The 22,238-nt window shown below is 69.3% G+C and carries 20 protein-coding genes; 19 read left to right on the forward strand and 1 reads right to left on the reverse strand.

The annotated features are described in order from the left end of the window. Positions 1-2: 2 nt before the first annotated feature. The 6 genes from KNN16_RS13400 to KNN16_RS13425 all read left to right on the forward strand — a co-directional run bounded on the left by KNN16_RS13400 (position 3) and on the right by KNN16_RS13425 (position 10,821). Positions 3-4,190: a S8 family serine peptidase gene (locus tag KNN16_RS13400; protein WP_303897549.1), complete on the forward strand. Its 4,188-nt coding sequence runs from the start codon at positions 3-5 to the stop codon at positions 4,188-4,190. A gap of 214 nt (positions 4,191-4,404) precedes the next feature. Then, positions 4,405-5,247 carry a 16S rRNA (cytidine(1402)-2'-O)-methyltransferase gene (gene rsmI / locus KNN16_RS13405; RefSeq protein ID WP_303897551.1) on the forward strand — a complete coding sequence of 281 codons (843 nt, stop codon included), beginning with the start codon at positions 4,405-4,407 and terminating at the stop codon, positions 5,245-5,247. After that, on the forward strand, positions 5,244-6,437 hold the full coding sequence (locus KNN16_RS13410; RefSeq protein WP_303897553.1) for an MFS transporter: 1,194 nt from the start codon (positions 5,244-5,246) through the stop codon (positions 6,435-6,437). Before rsmI ends, KNN16_RS13410 begins: the two co-directional genes overlap by 4 nt. Positions 6,438-6,556: 119 nt before the next feature. Then, entirely contained in the window at positions 6,557-8,029 is a 1,473-nt protein-coding gene (locus KNN16_RS13415) for a TldD/PmbA family protein (RefSeq protein WP_303897555.1), read from the forward strand. 43 nt (positions 8,030-8,072) lie between these two features. Then, complete coding sequence (locus tag KNN16_RS13420) at positions 8,073-9,422, forward strand: TldD/PmbA family protein (protein ID WP_299283206.1); 1,350 nt, start codon at positions 8,073-8,075, stop codon at positions 9,420-9,422. A gap of 19 nt (positions 9,423-9,441) precedes the next feature. Continuing rightward, positions 9,442-10,821 (forward strand): DUF3536 domain-containing protein, encoded by a 1,380-nt coding sequence (locus KNN16_RS13425; protein ID WP_303897558.1) that lies wholly within the window; start codon positions 9,442-9,444, stop codon positions 10,819-10,821. Between the two features lie 67 nt (positions 10,822-10,888). Here the strand turns inward: KNN16_RS13425 and KNN16_RS13430 are convergent, their stop codons facing one another. After that, positions 10,889-11,407, reverse strand: a complete 519-nt coding sequence (locus tag KNN16_RS13430) for a DoxX family protein (RefSeq protein WP_303897562.1) — start codon at positions 11,405-11,407, stop codon at positions 10,889-10,891. 406 nt (positions 11,408-11,813) lie between these two features. Between KNN16_RS13430 and KNN16_RS13435 the strand changes: the two genes are divergently transcribed. The 13 genes from KNN16_RS13435 (at position 11,814) to ptsP (ending at position 22,238) form a co-directional block, all read left to right on the forward strand. After that, positions 11,814-12,521 carry an MIP/aquaporin family protein gene (locus tag KNN16_RS13435; protein ID WP_303897564.1) on the forward strand — a complete coding sequence of 236 codons (708 nt, stop codon included), beginning with the start codon at positions 11,814-11,816 and terminating at the stop codon, positions 12,519-12,521. An 81-nt stretch (positions 12,522-12,602) separates the two neighbouring features. Continuing rightward, positions 12,603-13,604, forward strand: coding sequence for a dihydroxyacetone kinase subunit DhaK (gene dhaK, locus KNN16_RS13440; RefSeq protein WP_299283212.1), 1,002 nt, complete (start codon positions 12,603-12,605; stop codon positions 13,602-13,604). Between the two features lie 82 nt (positions 13,605-13,686). Next, entirely contained in the window at positions 13,687-14,325 is a 639-nt protein-coding gene (gene dhaL / locus KNN16_RS13445) for a dihydroxyacetone kinase subunit DhaL (protein ID WP_299283215.1), read from the forward strand. Positions 14,326-14,362: 37 nt separating this feature from the next. Further along, positions 14,363-15,877, forward strand: a complete 1,515-nt coding sequence (gene glpK, locus KNN16_RS13450) for a glycerol kinase GlpK (protein WP_303897567.1) — start codon at positions 14,363-14,365, stop codon at positions 15,875-15,877. 85 nt (positions 15,878-15,962) lie between these two features. After that, positions 15,963-17,129, forward strand: a complete 1,167-nt coding sequence (locus KNN16_RS13455; protein ID WP_303897570.1) for an FAD-dependent oxidoreductase — start codon at positions 15,963-15,965, stop codon at positions 17,127-17,129. 20 nt (positions 17,130-17,149) lie between these two features. Next, positions 17,150-17,866 (forward strand): succinate dehydrogenase/fumarate reductase iron-sulfur subunit, encoded by a 717-nt coding sequence (locus tag KNN16_RS13460; RefSeq protein ID WP_299283223.1) that lies wholly within the window; start codon positions 17,150-17,152, stop codon positions 17,864-17,866. Then, positions 17,866-18,255: a succinate dehydrogenase, cytochrome b556 subunit gene (gene sdhC, locus KNN16_RS13465; RefSeq protein WP_303897572.1), complete on the forward strand. Its 390-nt coding sequence runs from the start codon at positions 17,866-17,868 to the stop codon at positions 18,253-18,255. Before KNN16_RS13460 ends, sdhC begins: the two co-directional genes overlap by 1 nt. Positions 18,256-18,281: 26 nt before the next feature. Further along, on the forward strand, positions 18,282-18,611 hold the full coding sequence (locus KNN16_RS13470) for a hypothetical protein (protein ID WP_088571605.1): 330 nt from the start codon (positions 18,282-18,284) through the stop codon (positions 18,609-18,611). Further along, on the forward strand, positions 18,584-19,216 hold the full coding sequence (locus KNN16_RS13475) for a hypothetical protein (protein ID WP_303897575.1): 633 nt from the start codon (positions 18,584-18,586) through the stop codon (positions 19,214-19,216). Before KNN16_RS13470 ends, KNN16_RS13475 begins: the two co-directional genes overlap by 28 nt. 49 nt (positions 19,217-19,265) lie before the next feature. Then, the gene (locus tag KNN16_RS13480; RefSeq protein ID WP_088571603.1) at positions 19,266-19,811 is read left to right on the forward strand and encodes a type 1 glutamine amidotransferase domain-containing protein; all 546 of its coding nucleotides are present in this window, start codon (positions 19,266-19,268) and stop codon (positions 19,809-19,811) included. Between the two features lie 10 nt (positions 19,812-19,821). Next, complete coding sequence (gene dhaM / locus KNN16_RS13485; RefSeq protein WP_299283238.1) at positions 19,822-20,223, forward strand: dihydroxyacetone kinase phosphoryl donor subunit DhaM; 402 nt, start codon at positions 19,822-19,824, stop codon at positions 20,221-20,223. Between the two features lie 27 nt (positions 20,224-20,250). Further along, positions 20,251-20,532: an HPr family phosphocarrier protein gene (locus tag KNN16_RS13490; protein ID WP_299283240.1), complete on the forward strand. Its 282-nt coding sequence runs from the start codon at positions 20,251-20,253 to the stop codon at positions 20,530-20,532. Further along, positions 20,529-22,238, forward strand: a complete 1,710-nt coding sequence (ptsP, locus tag KNN16_RS13495) for a phosphoenolpyruvate--protein phosphotransferase (protein WP_303897580.1) — start codon at positions 20,529-20,531, stop codon at positions 22,236-22,238. The genes KNN16_RS13490 and ptsP overlap by 4 nt, the downstream gene beginning before the upstream one ends.

The following is a 22,238-nucleotide window of genomic DNA, read 5'->3' on the forward strand; positions in this document are numbered from 1 at the left end:
CGTTGCGGATTCTTTTCCTCGCGCTGGCGTTGCTCCCCTCCCCACGTCCCCTCGCCGCCCATCGTCCCCCGCCTTCGTCTCTCATCCCGGGAATACCGACCTTGCATCCCGCTCTGGCGAGGCGGCTGCTCCGGGCCCGCCCCGAGGAAAAGATCCCGGTCCTGATCCAGCTGGAGGGGGCCTCGCCCGGCGAGGCAGCGGCCGCGGAGGCCGGCGCGGATCGACCGGCCGCGGAACGACGCGCGCGCCTGGTCGCCCGCCTGCGCGCCCGGGCAGAAGCGGCCGGAGCCCCGCTCCTCCAGCGTCTCCGGGAGGCCGAGGGGGCCGGCGAGGCCGAAGGAGTTCACCTGCTCTGGCTCCCGAATCAGATCGCCGCCCGGATCTCTCCCCGCATGCTGCTCGCCCTCGCCCGGGAGCCCAGCGTCCGACAGATCCGCGAGGATCGTTTCCGGCGCTGGATCACCGCCGCTCCCCTCCGGGAGACCCTCGATCCGCTCTCGACGCCGTGGAATCTGGACATGGTGCGCGCGCCGGAGGCGTGGGCAGCCTTCGCCATCACCGGCACCGGCGTGGTGGTGGCGAACATCGACACGGGGGTGGACTGGCTGCATCCGGCCCTGCAGCGGGCGTACCGGGGTTACGACGCCCGGGGCTTCCATCGTCATGCGGGGAACTGGTTCGACGCCACCGGAGCCGGCGCGCTCTATCCGGTGGACGCCAACGGCCACGGCACGCATACCATGGGCCTGATGGTGGGCGAGGGGACCGGCGTCGCCCCCGGTGCCCGCTGGATCGCCGCGCGGGCTTTCGACGCCCAGGGCTACGCCTACGACTCGTGGATCCACGCCGCCTTCCAGTGGATCCTGGCGCCGGAGGGGGATCCGGCTCTGGCCCCTGACATCGTGAACAACTCGTGGGGGAACCCCGACGGCTGGGATACCACCTTCATGGAGGATCTGGCGGCCCTGCAGGCTGCCGGGATCTTTGCGGTCTTCAGCGCCGGCAATCAGGGCCCGGGGCCTGGCTCCATCGCCTCCCCCGCCAGCCTCCCGGGGGCCTTCGCGGTGGGCGCGGTGGACGCCGAGGGACAGGTGGCCCTGTTCTCCAGTCGGGGCCCCTCCCCCTGGGGGGAGGTTCGTCCCCACGTCGTGGCCCCCGGGGTCCGGGTTCGCTCCACCCTCCCCGGCGGGACCTATGGGGAGCTCAGCGGGACCTCGATGGCCGCGCCCCACGCTGCAGGCGTGGCTGCTCTCCTCAAGGCCGCCCGGCCGGAGCTCTCCCCTCTGCAGATCGCGGAGATCCTGACCCGCACCGCGACACCTCTCACCGTCACCGTCCCGAATTTCGATAGCGGGTGGGGACTGGTGAACGCGATGGAGGCCCTCAGCGCGGTGGTGGAGAGCGGCCTTCTGGAGGGCGCCGTTCAGGATCCCGAGGGCCGCCCGATCGCCGGGGCCACGGTGACCGCCCGCGCCCGGGATGGGCGGTTCCAAGTCTCCCGGGAGAGCGATCCGGCGGGGCGTTACCGGCTCTTCCTCCGGGCCTCCACCTACGATGTCACCGCCTCCGCCTTCGGCTACGCCCCAGCCCAGGTCTTCGGGATCCAGATCCTTCAGGGGATCACCCGCTCCCTGGATTTCCGGCTGGATCCTCTCCCCCGGGGCTCTCTGGTCGTCCACGCCGTCGATGAGCACGGCGCCCCGGTTCGGGATCCCTCTCTCTCCCTGGTAGGGACTCCTGTTTCCCTGACCCAGCCTGCCTTTCCATTCACCCTCTCCTTGCCGGTCGGCACTTATCTCCTGCGCCTGCGGGCGCTGGGCCATCGGGTGGTGACGGACACGGTGGAGATCGCGGCCGGGATCACCACCACCCGCATCCTCACCATGCCGCGCATGCCCCGCGTCCTGCTGGTGGACTCCGGGGCCTGGTATAACGAGTCCGCCCTCTTCTTTTACCGGCAGGCCCTCGACGCCCAGGCGTGGTCCTACGATGAATACCGGGTGACCTATCCGCCGATCCCACCGCCCACCGCCACCCTCACCGCTTACGAGGTGGTGATCTGGTCCTCGCCTTTCGACTCCCCCGGTTACATCGGCGCAGACCGCGCGCTGACTTTCTTCCTGGGCCAGGGCGGCCGCCTGCTGGTGAGCGGCCAGGACGTGGCCTTCTGGGACGATGGGGGGAACGGGTTCTTCTACGCGCCGTATCTGCGAAGGATGCTGGGGACCCGATATGTGCGGGACTCCAGCGGGATCTTCACGGTGACCGGAGCGCTGGGAGGGCCTTTCGACGGGCTGGTGGTGGACATTCGCGGGGAAGGCGGCGCCCAAAACCAGCGCTTCCCGGATGAGATCGCCCCCGCCGACCCGCTGACCGATCAGCCGATGCGCTACCTCGACGACGGGGGGGCCGTGACCGCCGTGGGCCTGTGCCGCCCCCATCGTGGGCTGGTGTTCGCCTTCGGCCTGGAGGGGATCCCGGACCCCGCGCTGCGGGGGGAGGTCCTGGAGCGCTCGCTTCGGGCCCTCATCGCCCCGCCGTCTCCGGCCGGCCTGCGCTGGGATCCGGCCTACACCGAGCGCGTGGTGCCCACCGCCACTCAGGTCCTCTTCACCGCCACCCTCCAGAACCTGAGCGAGGTGGCCACCGATACCATACGGTTGGAGATGGAAGGAACCGGCTGGCCGGTGACGCTCACGCCCGATGCGATGACCCTGGCCCCCTGCGCCGCAGGGGTCCTCACGCTGACCGTGGACGTCCCCGCCGGGCTCCCCCGGGATGCAGGAGCCCGGATCACGGTCACCGCCCGTTCCACGCTCTCCCCCACCCTCTCCGCCTCCGGCGTGTGGCAACTTAAAACGCCTGCCCGGTTGTTGCTGGTGGAGGACGATCGCTGGTATGAGGTGGGGGAGGCTTATCGCCGGGCCCTGACGGCGGTGGGGATCTCCTTCGATCGCTGGCGGGTCGCCGACCTCTTCGGACAGGGATCCCCATCGGAGGGGGACCTGGCGCGCTACGAGGGGGTGATCTGGTTCACCGGCTATGACTGGTATGATCCGCTCTCGCCGGCGGAGGAAGCGCGGCTGCTAACGTATGTGCAGGGCGGCGGGCGCCTGGTCTTCTTCTCGCAGGATTACCTGTATTCGCTGCTCAACGGCGGGCGATCCTGGGCGTTCGCCCGTGCCCTCGGGGTGAGGACCCATGACGAGGGGCTCACCACAACGGTGGCCCTCCCCAGCCCCCTCTCTCCAATCGGCCGGGGGCTCCCCCGCTGGGAGCTCACTCTTCCCTACCCGAACTGGACCGACGCCCTGGAGCCGATGCCCGATGCCCGACCGCTCTGGCGTGGCGCGCACGGCCGGCCGATCGCCCTGACCCGCTCGGAGGGAGCGGGGCGTCTGGTTTTCTCCACCCTCGGCCTGGAGGGAGTGCCCGAGCCGTTGCAGGCAGCCGTGATGCGCCACGTGCTCTCCGGGCTGGGGCCCATGGGGGAGACGAGGCTGGAGGTCGTCCCTCGGATCGCGCCCGCTGGAGCCCGGCGGGAGATCGCCGTCTTCGTGACCCATACGCAAGGGCTTTCGATCGCCCTCCGCCTGCAGGTGCCTCCGCCATGGACCATCCGGGATCCGGATCAATCGCCCGGGTGGACCTTGGACCCGGAGCTTCCCGGATGGCAGGGCCGGATCCTCGCCCCAGCGGTGCTCACCGCCTCGATGATCCTGGAGGGGCCCTCCGGGTGGGCCCCTCTGACGCTGGAGGGCACCGACGGGCGCTGGCCCCTGCGGCAGATCCTCCCGGTTGGCGTAGGGGTCTCGGATCTCGCCATCGCTTTCGCAGGAGATCCCAGTGCTCCTTCGGGACAGGCCTACGCCGGATCCTGGACGCTCCAGCCATCCGGCGATCTCTCCCTGGCGCTCACGCTGACCCTGCCCATGGGCTGGAAGGATCCCCGCTTCCGGATGGATGGAAGCGATCTGCCTCAGCCTTCCCCGGGCAGCGGCGTGTGGTCCGGGACGCTGGGCCCCGGGGAGCCGCTGCAGGTTATCGCCCTCGGGGCGCCTCTGACGCTGGAGCCGGATCCCCGGCGTCTCGTCCTGCGGGCCGAGGATGCGTGGGGAGGCGTGTGGGAGCGCGAGGTGGTCATCACGGCGGTCCCCTGGCGGGCATATCTTCCAGTCATCGCCCGTTGAATCCCGTCCTGAAGGGTGTGTCCCAATTTTGTCGGGCCTCGCCGCGTTGTAGGACAACTGCTCGCAGTTGTCCTACGATTTTGGGACCTGTCCTGCAGGTTCCCTCGTCGCCGCACCCCATGCGTGGTTCTCCGGGGCGGATGCCTGCCCGATGTAACATGAAGCGGGCATCGATCCATCGGGTTTCGGACAAGGATCCTGGCGTGGAGATGCGATGGGCACGTTGTATGTGGTGGGCACTCCCATCGGGAACCTGGAGGACATCACCCTGCGGGCGCTGCGGGTGTTGCGGGAGTGCGCCCTGATCGCCGCCGAAGACACCCGCAAGACCCGTATTCTTCTGGACCGCTACGGCATCGAGAAGCCGATGATCAGTTACTTCGAGCACAACGAGGCGGCCCGCATCCCCCAGATCCTGGAGGCCCTGGCCCAGGGGGATGTGGCCCTGGTCTCCGAAGCGGGAATGCCCGGCCTCTCGGACCCGGGCTACGTCCTGATTCGGGCGGCTCTGGAGCGCGGGTTCCCGGTGGTGCCGATCCCCGGGCCCTCCGCCCCGGTGACCGCCCTGGTGGTCTCCGGGCTGCCGGCGGATCGTTTCCTCTTCCTGGGCTTTTTGCCCCGCAAGCCCGGCGAACGTCGCCGGCTGCTTGCCCAGGTGGCTGCCCTCCCGTGGACCCTGGTGGCCTTTGAGGCGCCCCATCGCCTCCGCGAAACCCTCCGGGACATCCTGGAGATCTTGGGCGACCGCCCGATGGCCGTCGCCCGGGAGCTCACCAAGATCCACGAGGAGATCCGCCGCGGGACGGTGCGGGAGATCCTGACGCACTTCGCCGAAGTGGAGCCTCGGGGGGAGTTCACCCTGGTCATCGCCGGGGCGCCGGAGGAGGTTTCCCAATGGGAAGAAGAAGAGGTGCGCGCCCGGCTGGAGGAGCTGTTGCGCAGCGGACGGACCCCAGCCCAGGCGGCCCGGGAGGTGGCCCGGGCCTCCGGATGGCCCCGGGACGCGGTCTATCGAATGGCCCTGCGGATCCGATCGGAGAGCGAGCCGCGCCGATGACGATGTCATCCATCGAAGAGATCGCCTTCCATCCCCGCTCGATGATCCGCCTGATGTTGCTTTCGGAGATCCTCTGGGCGGTGGGGGAGGGATTGTTCTTCTATCTGCTCCCGGTCTACGTGCAGGATCTGGGGGCCACTCCTGCTCAGGTTGGGCTGGCCTTCGGGGTCGGGGAGCTGGCCCTGACCCTTACCTATCTGCCGGTGGGATGGCTGGCGGATCGAACCCGGCGCAAGCCGCTGATGTTGGGCGGGTGGTTCGCCGGGCTGATCGGGATCCTCCTGATGGCCGGGGCGACCACCTGGTGGGCCCTGTTTCCCGGCCTGACCCTCTATCTGATGTCCGGCTATTGCCTGCCGGTGATCCACGCCTATGTGGCCCGCATGGCCGGCCCCATCCCGCTGGAGCGGGCCTTCCCCCTCCTGAGCGCCGGTTACGCCGTGGGCGGTTTGCTGACGCCGGCCCTGGGCGGATGGATGGCTCAGCGAGTCGGGATGCGCCCGGTGTTGCTCCTCAGCGCCGGCCTCTTCGCCCTCTCCACCGTCGCGGCGCTGTTCCTCCCCCTGGATCCCCCACCGGATCCTCATGGGCGGGGCCGCCGCTTGGGATCCTGGCGGCGGATCCCCTGGCGTTTCGGGCTGGCCCTGCTCGCGTTGTTCACCGTGGGGCAGGTGGGCCTGATCCTGCTGCCGAACTTCCTGCAACAGGCGGGAGGATGGTCCAAGTCCCATTTGGGGCTGTTCGCCTCCCTGCAGGCCCTGGGGACCATCCTGCTGGGCCCGGCGTTGGGGCGGTGGGATCAGGGCCGGGCGCGGCCGGTGGGGCTGGCGGCGGCATGGGGGCTGGCCGGGATCGGAATGGGGCTGCTCCTCCTGGGATTCCGCGTGCTTCCCCTGGCAGGCGCGGCGATGGTTCTTGTGGGAGGGGCGTATGCCGCCTACTCCCTGGCCGCCGCGCGGATCCTGCGTCTGACCCCTTCGGAGACCCAGGCGACCGCCGCAGCCCTCCTGCACACCGCCCGCAGCCTGGCGCTGGCGCTGGCCGCTCCCTTCGCCGGGCTCCTGTTCTCCTTTCATCCGGCTCGCCCCCTGCAGGTCGCCGGTCTGCTCCTCCCCCTGGCCCTGTTCGGCGTCCTCCGAGCGGGGAGGCTGATCCAGATCCCCGCTGAGGAGGTTCCCCAGTCTCCATAGAACCGCGCCGTGCGGCCCCCCGGCGGGTATAATGGGAGCGCAATCCTGTTCCAGAGGGCGCGACAAGGGTGAGCAGTCGCGCACTTCCCGGCCGGGCAAGATCCACTCAGGAGGCAGCCGTGAAGGAGATCCTGGAGCGCGCGTTGAACGTGGCCCAGCTGCGCGGCGCGACCTATGCGGACGTCCGCCTGGTCCACCGCATCGAGCAATCCCTCCTGGTCCGCAACGGCGTCGTGCAGGGCATCAGCCAGATCGAGGATATGGGCTTCGGGGTGCGAGTGATCGCCGACGGCGCGTGGGGCTTCGCCTCCAGCGCCCGCCTCACCCTGGAGGAGGCTGAGCGCGTGGCCGAACGGGCCGTTCAGATCGCCCGGGCCAGCGCCCTCTTCAAGAAAGAGGACGTGGACATCGGCCCGCCGGTGGTCCAGCGCGGAACTTATCGGACCCCGGTGCAGATCGATCCCTTCACCGTCCCCCTGGAGAAGAAGCTGGAGATCCTGCTCGCCGCCGATGCGGCCATGCGCGCCGTGCGCGGGATCGCCGCCACCGAAGCGGAGATGGTGTTCATCCGCGAGCGCAAGACCTTTGCCAGCACCGAAGGCTCCTGGATCGAACAGGAGATCATCGAGTCGGGCTGCGGCATCGAGGCGACCGCCGTGGGTCCCGATGAGGTGCAGCGCCGCTCCTACCCCAAATCGGTGGGGCGTCACCAGATGACCCGGGGCTGGGAGTTCATCGAAGAGTGTGACCTGCCCGGGAACGCCCCGCGCATCGCGGAGGAGGCGGTGGCCCTCCTCACCGCCGACCCGTGTCCGGAGACGGTGACCACGGTGATCCTGGGCGGCTCCCAGGTGGCCCTCCAGATCCACGAATCGTGCGGCCATCCCATCGAGCTGGACCGGGTGTTCGGGACCGAGGCCGCCTATGCGGGCACTTCCTTCCTCACTCCGGAGAAGCTGGGGACGTTCCGCTACGGCTCCGAGGTGGTGAACATCACCGCCGACGCCACCCTCCCCGGGGGCCTGGGCACCTTCGGGTGGGACGATGAGGGGGTGCCCGCGCAGCGGGTGGACATCGTGAAAGAGGGCCTCTTCGTCGGCTACATGACCTCCCGGGAGACGGCCCGTCAGCTGCTCAAGCTCCTGGGCCCCTCCCCCTACGTCACCGGCCTCTCCAACGGCACCATGCGGGCCTCGGGCTGGAACCGTATCCCCCTGATCCGGATGACCAACGTGAACCTGCTCCCGGGGACCTGGCGGCTGGAGGATCTGATCGCCGACACTGACGAAGGGATCTTCATGGACACCAACCGCTCCTGGAGTATCGACGACAAGCGGCTCAACTTCCAGTTCGGCTGCGAGATCGCCTGGGAGATCAAAGGGGGAAAGCTGACCCGCATGCTCAAGAACCCGATTTACACCGGGATCACGCCGGAGTTCTGGCGCTCCTGTGATGCGGTGTGCAACGCGGACCACTGGGTGATCTGGGGGACGCCGAACTGCGGCAAGGGGCAACCCTCCCAGCTGGCCCACACCGGCCACGGGGCCGCCCCCGCCCGCTTCCGGAACGTGCGGGTGTTCAGTCGGAAATGAGCGGCTGCGCAGTCTTCCATTTTCCCCTTTGAGGAGCCGAACGATGCTGGGCGAACCCATCATCCGGGAGATCCTGGGGAAGGCGTTGCGAGCCTCCCCGGCCGACGAGACGGAGATCGTGCTGGAGGCCCACGACAGCGCCCTCACTCGCTTCGCCAACAACGTCATCCACCAGAACGTGGCCGAGGTCAACACCGAGATCGCCGTCCGGGTGGTCCTCGGGAAGCGGGTGGGCGCCGCGGTCACCAATCGCCTGACGGAGGAGGCCCTGGGGCGGGCCATCGAAGAGGCCGTGGCCCTCGCCCGGCTGCAGCCGGAGAACCCGGAGTTCCCGGGCCTGCCGGAACCCCAGCCCATCGAGCCGGTGGCCGCCTTCGATGAGGCGGTGGCGGGGGCCACGCCGGAGTGGCGGGCGCGGGCGGTGGGGGCCGTCTGCCGGCTGGCGGAATCCATGGGCGTGAACGCGGCGGGGGCCCTCTCCACCGGGGTGTATGAGCTGGCGGTGGCCAACTCCAAAGGGGTGTTCGCCTATCACGCCGGCACCGAGACCCACTTCAGCACGGTGGTGATGAGCGACGATGGATCCGGCTACGCCCACCGCGCCGCCTGGCGCCTCGCCGATCTCGATGTGGAAGCGCTGGGCCGTTCGGCCATCGAGCGGGCCCTGCGGAGCCGGAACCCTCGTCCCATCGAGCCCGGGGTGTATCCGGTGGTCCTGGAGCCCTACGCCGTGGAGGACATCCTCTCCTGGCTGGGCTACGCGGGGGCCGGCGCCCTGGCCGTCCAGGAGGGTCGCTCGTGGATGAACGATCGCATCGGCCGCCCGGTGATGTCCCCTCAGATCACCATCTGGGATGATGGCCGGGATCCGGCCGGGCTGCCCCTGCCCTTCGACTTCGAAGGGGTGCCCCGGCAGCGGGTGATCATCGTCGAGCGCGGGGTCCCTCAGGGGCCGGTGTATGACACGGTCACCGCCGCCCGGGAAGGCCGACGGTCCACCGGCCACGCCCTCCCCCGCTCCCGTCCGCAGACCGCCAGCCTGGGCCCCATCCCGCTCCACCTGTTCATGGCCCCCGGCGAGGCCACGATCGAGGAGATGGTCCGGCAGGTGGATCGAGGCCTTTACATCACCCGGTTCTGGTATACCCGGCTGGTGCACCCGCGGGACTGCGTGCTGACCGGCATGACGCGGGACGGTGTGTTCTGGATCGAGAAGGGGGAGATCGCCTATCCGGTCCGCAACCTGCGGTTCACCCAGGGGTATGTGCCTGCCCTGGCCGGGGTGCGCGCGGTGGGGAAGGAGCGCTGGCTGATCTCGGAGGGCTTCGGCTTCACCTGCGTGCCCGCCCTGTTGCTGGAGGCCTTCACCTTCACCGGCGTGACCGAGTTCTGAACGCCCGAGGGGGTGACCGTTGGGGGAATCCCGTCCCGCGCTGGCTGTGCATGGGCATTTCTATCAGCCCCCCCGCGAGGATCCGTGGACCGGGGAGGTGCCGCCGGAGCCCGGCGCCGCGCCGTATCACGATTTCAACGAGAAGATCACGGCGGAATGCTACCGCCCCCTGGCGGAGCGTTGCCTGTTCGAACGGATCAGCTTCAACGTCGGGCCGACCCTGATCGGCTGGCTGGCCCGCCATGACCCGGAGACCTACCGTCGGATCCTGGAGGCGGACCGCGTGAACGTGGCCCGGGGGGTGGGCAACGCCATCGCCCAGTCCGCGCATCACACCATCCTCCCCCTGGCCCGGCGCCGCGATAAGGTCACCCAGGTCTATTGGGGGATCCAGTCCTTCCAGCACCGCTTCGGCCGGCACCCCCGGGGGATGTGGCTGCCCGAGATGGCCGTGGACCTGGCCACCCTGGAGGTGCTGGCGGAGGCCGGGTTGACCTTCACCATCCTCTCCTCCGAGCAGGTGCGCGGACCCCTCCCGCGCGGGGCGGGGCCCTATCGGGTCCGCCTGGAGGCGAACGCCTATTTCACCGTGTTCGTCCGCGATCGGGATCTCTCCAACCAGGTCTCCTTCGTCATGCCCTCCCTGGGGCCGGCGGATCGCTGGGCGGCGGAGGCCCTGCGGGATCGGACGGCGCTCACGCTGCTGGCCACCGATGGGGAGACCTTCGGCCATCATCACCGGGAGGGCGTCGATTTCCTCGAGCGTCTGCTCCGGCCGCCGGCGGGGGCTTACGAGGTGGTGACCCTCACCGAATACCTGCGGGCCCATCCGCCGGTGGAGGAGGTGGAGGTCCTGCAGAACACGGCGTGGAGCTGCGCCCACGGGCTGGCCCGCTGGAGCACCGGGTGCGCCTGCACCCCGGGGGATTCTCGCTGGAAGGCGATCCTGCGGGCGGCTATGGACCTTCTGGCGGAGGAGATCGACGCGGCCTATCTGGATCTCGCCCACGGCTGGATCCGCGATCCGTGGCGGCTGCGGGACGAATACATCCACGTGGTGCTGGGGGCGATGGAGGCGCCGGCTCTGTTACGGGAGTTCGCTGATCGTCCCCTTCCCTCGGACGTGGAGCGGCGGCTGCTCCTGGCCCTTCAGGCCCAGGTCCACCGCCAGCGGATGTTCGCCAGCTGCGGGTGGTTCTTCGAGGACCTGGATGGGCTGGAGCCCCGCCTGGTGATCCGACAGGCGGCCCGGGCCATCGAGTTGATCGAGCAGGCCACCGGGGTGGATCTGGCCGCAGGGTATCGGCGGGCGTTGGCTCTGGCCCGCAGCGGCCGCACCGGCAAGACCGGCGCCCAGATCTTCGACGAGATCTGGGCCGCCCGCCCTCAGCCCCGATGATCGCATGAGAACCAGAACGGGCGGCCGCAGGACGCGGCCGCCCGGAAGGGGGAACCCGCAAGGCCCTTCAGGCCGCCTGCCGGAAGAGCCGCGGCGCCCAGCCCGGAGCGGTCAGGGCGATGAGCGCGATGAGGACCGCGAGGATCAGAATCACCCCGAAGGCGAGGGGCTGCGGCCAGGTCAGGCCCAGCGCCGCGTCCAGGCTATAGCGGCCCGGCCCGTAGAGCCCGAAGAAGCCGCTCAGGGCCACCAGGACCAGGTTATACTCAAACCCGCCGCGATCGATCCACAGCCCCTTCGGCGCATGCACGCGGACGATGGCCACCAGCTGGGAGGCGATCAGCGGCAGGACCGCCCACGGCGTCGCCAGGCCCAAAGCTAGCAGCAGCCCGCCGATGAACTCCCCCAGTCCCAGCAGCCACGCCCACAGACGGCCCGGCCGGATGTTCCAGCTCTCCAGCCAGCCCGCCGTCCCGCTGAGGCCGTGGCCACCGAACCACCCGAACAGCTTCTGGGCCCCGTGGCCCGCGAAGAGCAAACCGATCAGGACGCGCAAGATCGCCCACCCGAGATCCGGCCGCAACATAGACCCTCACCTCCTTCCTGCACCCGGATTCCCAGGGTCAGCGTCCACGCATCAATATATCTCTCCTCTATGAGAATTCCGTAAGCGCCCCGCAGGCCGTCACCCCACCCCCCGCCTCCGACCCCGATTAATCGTTTCATTTTGAGACATTTTTGATGGGAGGTTGTTTCAGCTTGAAACAAATCGGCCTCAGCGCTTGCCCATGTGCGGGGAGTCTGGGAAGATAGAAACCGAACAAATAGGTCTGAATTCGGATGCGAGGAGGTGCGCCGGGGAGCGGGGTGAGGGGAGTGCGTGAGGAGACGCGGTGGGTTTTCGCGGACGGCCCGTCCGTCCTGCCGGATCGGTGCGTTTCCGCTCAGCGGCAGCGTCCGCATGCCCCTGACATAACGAAAGGAGTGCGACCATGGCACCCTGGGTGGCAGAGATCATCGGCACCATGATCCTCATCCTGCTGGGCGACGGCGTGGTGGCCAACGTCGTCCTGGGCAAGACCAAGGGCCAGAACTCGGGGTGGATCGTGATCACCACAGGGTGGGCCATGGCGGTGGCCGTGGCCGTGTATGCGGTGGGCCGCATCAGCGGCGCCCACATCAACCCGGCCGTGACCATCGCCCTCGCCGCGGTCGGCAAGTTCCCCTGGTCGGACGTCCCGCTCTACATCGTCGGGCAGTTCATCGGCGCCTTCATCGGCGCGGTGCTCGTGTGGCTGGCTTACTACTCCCACTGGGCGGAGACGCCCGATCCCGCCCTCAAGCGCGCGGTGTTCTGCACAGCCCCCAACATCCGCAATTACCCCCTGAACTTCATCACCGAGGTCATCGGGACCTTCACGCTGGTCTTCGGGGTCCTGGCCATCACCGCTAACAAGCTGGCCGAAGGCTTTGCCCCTCTTCTCGTGGGCTTCTTGGTGTGGTCCATCGGCCTCTCCCTGGGTGGGCCCACGGGCTACGCCATCAACCCGGCCCGTGACCTCGGGCCGCGGATCGCCCACGCGGTGCTGCCCATCCCGGGCAAGGGCGACTCCGACTGGGGCTACAGCTGGGTGCCGGTGGTCGGCCCCATCGTGGGCGGCCTGATCGGCGCCTTCCTCTTCGTCGCCCTGGGGCTGTGAGCCAGCATCGTCGGGTGGGGGAGGGTTCACTCCCCTCCCCCACCCGGATCTCCCGTTCCCCCGATCCGTCAGGAGGTCGCCATGAAGAAGCTGATCAACGATCCGATGAATGTGGTCCCGGAGGCCTTGGAGGGGATGGCCAAGGCCCATCCCGACCTGATCAAGGTGCACTTCAACCCCAACTACGTCTATCGCGCCGACGCGCCCCGGCCGGGGAAGGTGGCGGTGATCTCGGGCGGCGGCAGCGGCCACGAGCCGATGCATGTGGGCTTCGTCGGCTACGGGATGCTGGACGCTGCCTGCCCCGGCGCCGTGTTCACCTCCCCCACCCCCGACCAGATGTATGAGGCGGCCAAGACCGTCCACGGGGGCGCGGGGATCCTGATGATCGTCAAGAACTACGCCGGGGACGTGATGAACTTCGACATGGCGGCGGATCTGCTGCGAGGCGAGGGCTACCAGGTGGAGAGCGTGCTGATCGCCGACGACGTGGCGGTGGAGAGCAGCCTCTACTCCCAGGGCCGGCGGGGCACCGGCACCACCGTGCTGGCGGAGAAGATCCTGGGGGCCGCCGCCGAGCGCGGCTACGACCTCCAGCGCCTGGCCGCCCTGGGCCGCCGGGTGGCGGAGAACGGCCGCTCCATGGGGATGGCCCTCACCTCCTGTATCGTCCCTCACGTGGGCAAGCCCACCTTCGAGCTGGGCGAGGATGAGATGGAGATCGGCATCGGCATCCACGGGGAGCCCGGCCGCTACCGCGAGCCCCTGAAGAAGGCCGATGAGATCGTCGAGCGGCTGATGGAGCCCATCTTGAAGGACCTCCCCTTCAAGGCCGGCGACCGGGTGATCTGCATGGTGAACTCCATGGGCGGCACTCCCCTGAGCGAGCTCTACATCGTCTACCGCAAGGTCGCGGAGATCTGTGAGAAGTCCGGCATTCAGATCGTCCGCAACCTGGTGGGGGCCTACATCACCTCCCTGGAGATGGCCGGGACCTCCATCACCCTGCTCCGGGCCGACGACGAGATGCTGGAGCTGTGGGATCACCCGGTCAAGACCCCGGCGCTGCGCTGGGGGATGTAGAGGGCGAAGGATCCGGGGGTGGGCGGAGCGGTTCCGCGCTCCCCCATCCCTCACTCGATCTTAAAGCGGAGGGCCGTCGAAAATGCCAGTGATGCGGGACGATGTGGTTGCCTGGCTGGAGCGTTGCGCGGCGGTGCTGGAGGAGAACCGGGATTACCTCACGCAGCTGGACGCAGCCATCGGCGACGCCGACCACGGCGTCAACATGGACCGCGGGTTCAAGGCCTTCATGGCCAAGCTGCCCTCGGTCGCCGATAAGGACATCGGGACCATCCTGAAGACCCTGGGGATGACCCTGGTGGCCACGGTGGGCGGGGCCGGCGGGCCGCTTTACGGCACCTTCTTCCTGCAGATGGGTGTGAAGACCGCCAACAAGCTCATGCTCACCCCGGAGGACTGGGCTGAGGCGCTGGAGGCGGGCATCAACGGGGTGATCGCCCGCGGCCAGGCCCGCCCGGGCGACAAAACGATGGTCGATGCCCTGCTGCCGGCCCTGGAGGCCTTCAAGGAAGCCATCCGCAACAGCGACTCCTTCGGGAAGGCCCTGCAGCGGATGGCCGAGGCGGCCGAGCAGGGGATGAAGGCCACCATCCCCATGGTGGCCCGCAAGGGGCGGGCCAGCTACCTCGGGGAGCGCTCCGCCGGCCACCAGGACCCCGGCGCCACGTCCTCCTACCTGATCCTGAAGGCGGCCGCGGACACCTGGGGTCACGTCACGTAGGGCGCATCCAATCCATCTTTCTGCAAGGAGGTCTGCCATGGCGAAATATGTGATGGCCATCGATCAGGGAACAACCAGCACCCGGGCCATGATCTTCGATCACGAGAGCAACGTGGTGGCCTGGGACCAGAAGGAGCATGAGCAGATCTACCCCCAGCCCGGCTGGGTCGAGCACAACCCGATGGAGATCTGGGAGCGCACCCAGGAGGTGGTCAAGAACGCCCTGGCCAAGGCCGGGATCAGCGGGTCCGACATCGTCGCCATCGGGGTGACCAACCAGCGGGAGACCACCATCGTCTGGAACAAGCGCACCGGCAAGCCGTATTACAACGCCATCGTCTGGCAGGACACCCGCACTGCCCCCATCTGCGCCCAGCTCCAGCGCGAGGGCTACGAGGCCACGTATCGGGAGAAGACCGGCCTCCCCATCGCCACTTACTTCTCCGGCCCCAAGATCCAGTGGATCCTGGACAACGTCCCCGGGGTGCGGGAGGACGCGGAGAAGGGGGAGGCCCTCTTCGGCAACATCGACACCTGGTTGATCTGGTGGCTGACCGGCGGGCCGGACGGGGGCGCCCACGTCACCGATGTCTCCAACGCCAGCCGGACGATGTTGATGAACCTGCGCACCCTGGACTGGGACGATGACATCCTGAAGATCCACCGCATCCCGCGCCAGATGCTCCCCCAGATCCGCCCGTCCTCCGACCCCCGCTTCTATGGGAAGACGCCGAAGAGCGGGCTGCTCGGGGCCGAGGTGCCGGTCTGCGGGGACCTGGGGGATCAGCAGGCGGCCCTGGTCGGCCAGGCCGGCCTGGACGTCGGGATGGCCAAGAACACCTACGGCACCGGCTGCTTCCTCCTCCTCAACACCGGCACCAACATCGTCCCCTCCAAGAGCGGCCTGCTCACCACCGTGGCCTATCAATTCGGGGACGGCCCCTGCATCTACGCCCTGGAAGGCTCCATCGCCATCACCGGCGCCCTGGTCCAGTGGCTGCGGGACAACCTGGGCTTGATCAAGACCTCCGCGGAGGTGGAGGACCTGGCCCGCACGGTGGAGGACAACGGGGGCATCTACTTCGTGCCCTTCTTCTCCGGCGCCTTCGCCCCCTACTGGCGGCTGGACGCCCGGGGCGTGATCGTGGGGCTCACCCGCTACATCAACAAGGGCCACCTGGCCCGCGCCGTCCTGGAGGCCACGGCTTACCAGACCCGGGACGTGTTCGACGCCATGTATGCGGACTCCGGGATCCGGCTGGCTGAGCTGCGCGTGGACGGGGGGATGGTGCGCAATGAGTTGCTGATGCAGTTCCAGGCCGACATCCTGGGGGTGCCGGTGGTGCGGCCGGTGATCCAGGAGACCACCTCCCTGGGCGCGGCCTACGCCGCCGGGATGGCCGTGGGCTTCTGGAGCGGCCCGGAGCAGATCCGTCAATACTGGAAGGAGGATAAGCGCTGGTTGCCGAAGATGGATCCGGAGACCCGGGAGAAGCTCTACGCCGGATGGAAGAAGGCGGTGGAGCGCTCCTTCGGATGGGTGGAGTTCTAAGGAGCCCGGACTCCGGTGAACCCAGGGGGCCGGGCGAGGCCGGGGGTGCCTGCCCGGCCCCTTTTCGCCAAGGGAGGAACGCCGGATGGCTTATCACGTGGTGGTGATCGGCGCCGGATCCACCGGGGCGGCCACCGCCCACGACCTGGCCCTCCGGGGCTTCCGGGTGACGGTGGTGGAGCGCGGGGAAGTGGCCTCCGGGACCTCGGGGCGGAACCACTGTCTGCTCCACTCCGGGGGACGTTACGCCATGAAAGACCCCGAGTCCGCCCGGGAGTGCATCGCGGAGAACATGATCCTGCGCCGGATCATGCCGGACGCCCTGGAGCTCAACGATGGGCTCTTCGTCGCCCTGGACGAAGGGGATCTCTCCTTCAAGGAGCGGTTCCTGGCCGCCTGTGAGGAGTGCGGCATCCCGGCCCGGGAGATCCCGGTGCGGCAGGCCCTGGCCCTGGAGCCCCATCTCAACCCCGGCATCCGCGCCGCCGTTCAGGTCCCCGATGGGGTGTTCGAGCCGTTGCGCTTCTGCCTCTCCTTCCTGGCCACCGCCCGACGCAACGGGGCGACCGTCCTCACCTATACCGAGGTGGTGGACATGGTCTTCCAGGGTCGGACGGTGGCCGGCGTCAGGGTGCGGGATCGCCGGACCGGTCAGCAGCGGACCATCGGCGCGGACGTGGTGATCAACGCCGCTGGGCCGTGGGCCGGGAGGATCGCGGCGATGGCCGGGGTGGACGTGCCCGTGGTCCCCACCGCGGGGGTGATGATCTCCGTCGGCCGGCGCTGGAACCGCATGGTGATCAACCGCCTGAACCTCCCCGGGGACGGGGACATCATCGTCCCCCAGCGGCGCACGGCCATCATCGGAACCACCTCCTGGAAGGTGGAAGATCCCGATTTCATCCCGATCCCGGAGGACCACGTCCGCCTGCTCCTGGCGAGCGCCGAACGGTTCATCCCCGGCTACACCCAGGGAGGGATCCGGGGGGTCTTCGCGGTGGCCCGGCCCCTGGTGGGGCGGCGGGGGGTGGCCGCCGACGGCCGCGAGCTCTCCCGAACCTTCGAGTGCTTCGACCACGCGGCCGACGGCGTGGAGGGCTTCGTGACCATCACCGGGGGGAAGATGACCACCGCCCGGGCGATGGCCGAGAAGGTCGTCGACGTCGTGTGCGCCAAGCTGGGCCTCTCCATCCCATGCCGGACCCATGAGGTGCCGCTGCTCCCCTATCGGGCCTTCTATGAGTTGACCTGATCGCACCGGAGGATACCGGCATGCCCACATGGCAGCTGCGCCTGCTGCGGGGCCGCCCGGGAAACCCGCCCCGCCTGCAAACGTATCGGGTGGAGCTCCCGGCCGAGGCCTACCTCATCGACGCGGTGGAGAAGATCTGGGCGGAGCAGGACCGCGACCTGCTCTTCCGCCACGCCTGTCACCACGCCTCGTGCGGGGCGTGCGGGGTCCGGGTGAACGGACGAGAGCGGCTGATGTGCATCACCCCGCTCCGGGAGTTCGCTCCCGATCGTCCGATTGTCGTTGAGCCGTTGCGGCATTTCCCCTGGCTCGGCGACCTGCTGGTGGACGTGTCGCCGATGATGCGCCGGATGATGGCGGTGGGCTTCGCCGTCATCCGGCGGGACGAGCTCACGGCCGACCGTCCGCTGCCGGAAGGGGTGGAAAAGGCCACGCGGTTTGAGGATTGCATCGAGTGCGGCCTGTGCCTCTCGGCGTGCCCGGTGATGGCCGCCGACGAGGCCTATCTGGGGCCGGCGACCCTGGCGGCCATCGAGCGCATGCTGGCCGAGCCCCGAGGGGCGGACCGCGGACGGCTCCTCGCCCTGGCGGATGACCCCCACGGGGTTTGGCGCTGCCACTCCGCGATGGAGTGCACGGCCGTCTGCCCCTCGAACGTAGATCCGGCTGCGGCCATCGGACGGCTGCGTCGCTACCTGTTAGCGGAGAAGCTGCGGCGCTGGCTGGGAGGTGGATGATGACGACGGAACCGCGCTGGAAGCGAGCCCGGGGATGGATGGATCTCCGGGGAAGGCGGGAAGGAGGGCTCGCCTTCTTGCTGATGCGGCTGACCGGCATCGGCCTGGTGATCTACCTGTTCCTCCATTTGTATGTCCTCCGCCTGCTGGCCCAGGGGCCGGAGGCCTGGGACGCCTTCATCGCCACTGCCAAATCCCCTCTCTTCCTGATGCTGGACGGGATCCTGATCCTGGGCCTGCTCTACCACGCCTTCAACGGCGTCCGGGTGACGTTGCTGGGGCTGGGGATCGGGGTGCCCCTCCAGGCCCGTTTGTTCTGGGGGGTGATGGTGTTGACCCTGCTGCTCACCGGGGTGGCGGTCTACGCCATCTTCGCGCTGGCCGGATGATTTAAGATTGCGGAAAGAGGCGCGCCATGTGGATCTGGCAGGCGTTCACCGGATTGCTTCTTCTGGTCCTGCTGGCCTTGCACATGATCTTCAATCACTTCGTGGTGGAGGGCGGTCTGCGCACTTACCGCGATGTGGTGGCCTACCTCTCTCATCCCCTGGTTTTCGCCTGGGAGATCGCGCTGCTGATCGTGGTCACCGCCCACGCGCTGATGGGGGTGCGGGCCATCCTCCTGGATCTGGGCATCCGCCCGGCGACGGACCGCTGGCTGAAGCGGGGCCTGACGTTGCTGGCGCTGGGGATCATCGGCTATGGGATGTGGCTCTCATGGCTGATCCGCTCCCGAGGTTTATAGCGCTGGACTGGGAAGCCCTGTGGGCGCCCTATGAGGAGGAGGCCTACCGCAGGATCCTGGAGCGCCTCCGGCCCGGGGAGCGCGTGTTGGAGATCGGCGCCGGGGATCTGCGGCTGGCCCTGCGGATGGTCGAGGCGGGGGTCGGGGTGATCGCGGTGGAGCGCCAGTGGGCGGTGCTGGCCCGAGGGCTGCAGGCCCTGGGCCTCTCCCCGGGCATCTTGCGCTGGGAGCGGCCGATCCCGCTCCGGGAGGGACGCCTGCTTGTGGTCTGGGCCGACGCGCGGACCTGGCCCTTTCCCCCGGTGGACACCGCGGTGCTGTTGATGCGACACTGCGCCTCGTTCCCGTTCTACATCCGCAAGCTCCAGGCCGCGGGTTGCCGCCGGCTGTTCACCAACGCCCGCTGGCGCATGGGCGTGGAGGAGATCGATCTGGGGCCCGCCCGATCCTTTGAAGAGATCTCCCCGGGCTGGTATGCTTGCCGATGCGGCGCCGTCGGCTTCCGGGAGGGCCCCCCTGAGGCCATCGACGCGGCGGCCCTGGAGCGGGTATGGGAGGTGGAAACGTGCCCGGCCTGCCAGCCGCTCACTGTTGAAGGGGCCTGATCGGGGCGCCCATGACGGCGGGAAGATCATGGAGTGGAGGTGAAAGGCGATGCGCTTAAGCGGCAAGAAGGTGGCCATCCTGGTGGAGGAAGGCTTCGAGGACCTGGAGTTCTGGGTCCCGCTGATGCGTCTGCAGGAAGAAGGGGCCTCGGTGACCGTGGTCGGCCTGGAGGCCGGGAAAGTGGTCCGCAGCAAGAGCGGTGGGTTGACGGCGAAGGCGGATGTGGCCGCCGATCAGGTCTCCGCAACGGACTTCGACGCCGTGGTGGTTCCCGGCGGCTGGGCCCCCGACAAGCTCCGCCGTTACGAGGCGGTCCTCCGCCTGGTCCGCGACGCCTACCGCCAGGGCAAGATCGTGGCCATGATCTGCCACGGCGGCCAGGTGGGGATCTCCGCCGGGATCGTGCGGGGTCATCGGGCCACCGGCAGTTTGGGGATCAAAGATGACCTGATCAACGCCGGGGCGATCTGGGTCGACGAGCCGGCCTTCCGGGACGGCAATCTGGTCTGGGGTCGGGTGGTTCCGGACATCCCGGCCTTCTGCCGGGAGCTGGTGGCCGCCCTGGTGGGCGAGCCTGTCTCTCAGCCTCGATAGGGGAGCCTCGATGGTTGCCCTGGTGATCGTGGCCCACAGCGCCAAGCTGGCGGAGGGGGTGAAGGAATTGGCGGACCAGATGGTCCAGGGCCGTGTCCCCATTTTCGCCGCGGGCGGCCTGGACGCCCACACCCTGGGCACCAACGTCGAGCGGATCCGCGAGGCTCTGGAGGCCGCCCTCTCCCGGGCGGATGAGGTGCTGGTCCTGATGGATCTGGGGAGCGCGGTGATGGGGACGCAGATGGCCGTGGAGATGCTTCCCCCCGAGGTCCGCCCGCGCATCCTCCTCAGCCAGGCGCCGCTGGTCGAAGGCGCCATCGTCGCCGCCGTGGAGGCCGCCATCGGAAAGGGGGCGACGGAGGTGGAAGCCTCGGCAGTGGAGGCTTGTCGGATGCCTAAGGTGATCCGTTGAGGAGATCCCACGGAGGTCCGGAGGCGGATGCGGCAGGTGACGCTCACGCTCACCAACGCGGTCGGGTTACACGCGCGGCCGGCAGCGGTGTTCGTCCAGACGGCCGCGCGCTTTCGTTCGAACATCACGGTGCGGAACCTCACCCGGGGAACCCCACCGGTGAACGCCAAGGCGATCCTGGCGGTGCTCACCCTGGGGGCGGAGCACGGCCACGAGATCGAGATCGTCGCCGAAGGGCCGGATGAGGAGGAGGCCATCGCGGCCCTCCAGGCCCTGGTGGAGTCGCGGTTCGGGGAGGATGGGGGATGAGCCGCCGCCTGCAGGGTCTTCCGGCCTCCCCTGGGGTCGCCCTCGGCCCTGCCTGGTGGTTCCGGCGGGCCGAGCGGGGCCCGCTGCGGGCACGAGGGGAGGATCCCGCAGTGGAGCGGACGCGGCTGGAGGCTGCCCGGCAGCAAGCCGCCGCCGAGCTGGCGGCGCTGCAGGAAGCGAACCGTGATCGTCTGTCTCCGGAGGAGCTGGCCATCTTCGAGGCCCAGACCCTGATGCTCCAGGATCCGGAGCTCCTGGCCCAGGTGGAGGCGGCGCTGGCCGAGGGGGCTTCCGCCGAGGCCGCATGGAGCCAGGCGGTGGAAGCTTTCGCCGCCCGGCTGGCGGCGTTGCCGGACCCCTACTTCCAGGCCCGGGCGGCGGATGTGCGGGATGTGGGGAACCGGGTGCTCCGCCATTTGATGGGCGCTCCGGAGGAGCCGGCCATGCCGGCCCACCCGGTGATCGTTGTCGCCGACGACCTGCTGCCCTCCGAAACGGTTCGTCTGGATCCCCAGCGGGTGCTGGCGTTCGTGACCGAGGGGGGCGGGCCGACGGCCCACGCCGCTATCCTCGCCCGCCGGCTCGGGGTGCCCGCCGTGGTGGCGGTGGGATCGGCGCTCCGAGCCGTCCCCGACGGCGCGACGCTCCTGGTGGATGGCGAGGCGGGCTGGGTGGAGATCGAGCCCGCCCCGGAAGTGATCCGCCAGGCCCAGGCGCGACAGGCCCGCTGGCAGGCGGAGCGGGCGCAGGCGGAGGCCGCCGCCCACGAGCCGGCGCTCACCCGCGACGGGGTCCGGATTGAGGTGGCGGCCAACGTCGGGAGCCTGGAGGACGCCCGGGAGGCTTTCCGAAGGGGAGCGGATGCCATCGGCCTGCTGCGCACGGAGTTCCTCTATCTCGAGCGGACGGCCGCTCCTACCGAGGAGGAAGAGGTCGCCGCTTACCGGGCGCTCCTGGAGGCCATGGGGGGGAAGCCGGTGGTGGTGCGCACCCTGGACGTCGGGGGGGACAAGCCGCTGCCTTATCTCCCGATGCCCTCCGAGCCCAATCCCTTCCTGGGAGTGCGAGGCGTGCGGCTTTCGCGCCAGCATCCGGATTTGCTTCGCCGGCAGCTCCGGGCGCTGCTGCGGGCCGGCGCGGGCTTCCCCCTTCGCATCATGTTCCCGATGGTCAGCACCGTGGAGGAGATCCGCTGGCTCCGGGCGCTTCTGGACGAGGTGCGCGCCGCTCTGGCGCGGGAGGGCGTCCCCCTGCCGGAGGACCTGCAGGTGGGGATGATGGTGGAGGTGCCCGCGGCGGCGTTGCTGGCGGAGCACTTCCGGCCCTGGGTGGATTTTTTCAGCATCGGGACCAACGATCTCACCCAGTATGTGCTGGCGGCGGATCGGACCAACCCGGCGGTGGCCGGGATGGCGGACGGCCTGCATCCGGCGGTGCTGCGCCTGATCCGCCAGGTGACGGCCGCCGCGGAGGGGACCGGGAAGTGGGTGGGGGTCTGCGGGGAGCTGGCCGGCGACCTCCAGGCGGTGCCCGTGCTGATCGGCCTGGGGGTCCGGGAGCTCAGCGTGAACCCCGTGCGCGTGCCGGAGGTCAAAGCCGTCGTCCGTCGCTGGTCCCTGCAGGAGGCTCAGGCCCTGGCCGAGGCCGCCCTGGCGCAGGAGGACGCCCCTGCGGTCCGCCGTCTGGTCCAGGAGGCCTCCGCCTGA

Source organism: Thermoflexus hugenholtzii (genome assembly GCF_018771565.1).
In the GTDB taxonomy this organism is placed as follows: domain Bacteria; phylum Chloroflexota; class Anaerolineae; order Thermoflexales; family Thermoflexaceae; genus Thermoflexus; species Thermoflexus hugenholtzii_A.

Bases quoted from the DNA above. Each gene is read 5' to 3' on its own strand.
- rsmI (WP_303897551.1), top strand. From the start codon at position 4,405: ATGGGCACGTTGTATGTGGTGGGCACTCCCATCGGGAACCTGGAGGAC.
- KNN16_RS13410 (WP_303897553.1), top strand. From the start codon at position 5,244: ATGACGATGTCATCCATCGAAGAGATCGCCTTCCATCCCCGCTCGATG.
- KNN16_RS13420 (WP_299283206.1), top strand. From the start codon at position 8,073: ATGCTGGGCGAACCCATCATCCGGGAGATCCTGGGGAAGGCGTTGCGA.
- KNN16_RS13430 (WP_303897562.1), bottom strand. From the start codon at position 11,407: ATGTTGCGGCCGGATCTCGGGTGGGCGATCTTGCGCGTCCTGATCGGT.
- KNN16_RS13435 (WP_303897564.1), top strand. From the start codon at position 11,814: ATGGCACCCTGGGTGGCAGAGATCATCGGCACCATGATCCTCATCCTG.
- dhaK (WP_299283212.1), top strand. From the start codon at position 12,603: ATGAAGAAGCTGATCAACGATCCGATGAATGTGGTCCCGGAGGCCTTG.
- dhaL (WP_299283215.1), top strand. From the start codon at position 13,687: ATGCCAGTGATGCGGGACGATGTGGTTGCCTGGCTGGAGCGTTGCGCG.
- glpK (WP_303897567.1), top strand. From the start codon at position 14,363: ATGGCGAAATATGTGATGGCCATCGATCAGGGAACAACCAGCACCCGG.
- KNN16_RS13455 (WP_303897570.1), top strand. From the start codon at position 15,963: ATGGCTTATCACGTGGTGGTGATCGGCGCCGGATCCACCGGGGCGGCC.
- KNN16_RS13460 (WP_299283223.1), top strand. From the start codon at position 17,150: ATGCCCACATGGCAGCTGCGCCTGCTGCGGGGCCGCCCGGGAAACCCG.
- sdhC (WP_303897572.1), top strand. From the start codon at position 17,866: ATGACGACGGAACCGCGCTGGAAGCGAGCCCGGGGATGGATGGATCTC.
- KNN16_RS13470 (WP_088571605.1), top strand. From the start codon at position 18,282: ATGTGGATCTGGCAGGCGTTCACCGGATTGCTTCTTCTGGTCCTGCTG.
- KNN16_RS13475 (WP_303897575.1), top strand. From the start codon at position 18,584: ATGGCTGATCCGCTCCCGAGGTTTATAGCGCTGGACTGGGAAGCCCTG.
- KNN16_RS13480 (WP_088571603.1), top strand. From the start codon at position 19,266: ATGCGCTTAAGCGGCAAGAAGGTGGCCATCCTGGTGGAGGAAGGCTTC.
- dhaM (WP_299283238.1), top strand. From the start codon at position 19,822: ATGGTTGCCCTGGTGATCGTGGCCCACAGCGCCAAGCTGGCGGAGGGG.
- KNN16_RS13490 (WP_299283240.1), top strand. From the start codon at position 20,251: ATGCGGCAGGTGACGCTCACGCTCACCAACGCGGTCGGGTTACACGCG.
- ptsP (WP_303897580.1), top strand. From the start codon at position 20,529: ATGAGCCGCCGCCTGCAGGGTCTTCCGGCCTCCCCTGGGGTCGCCCTC.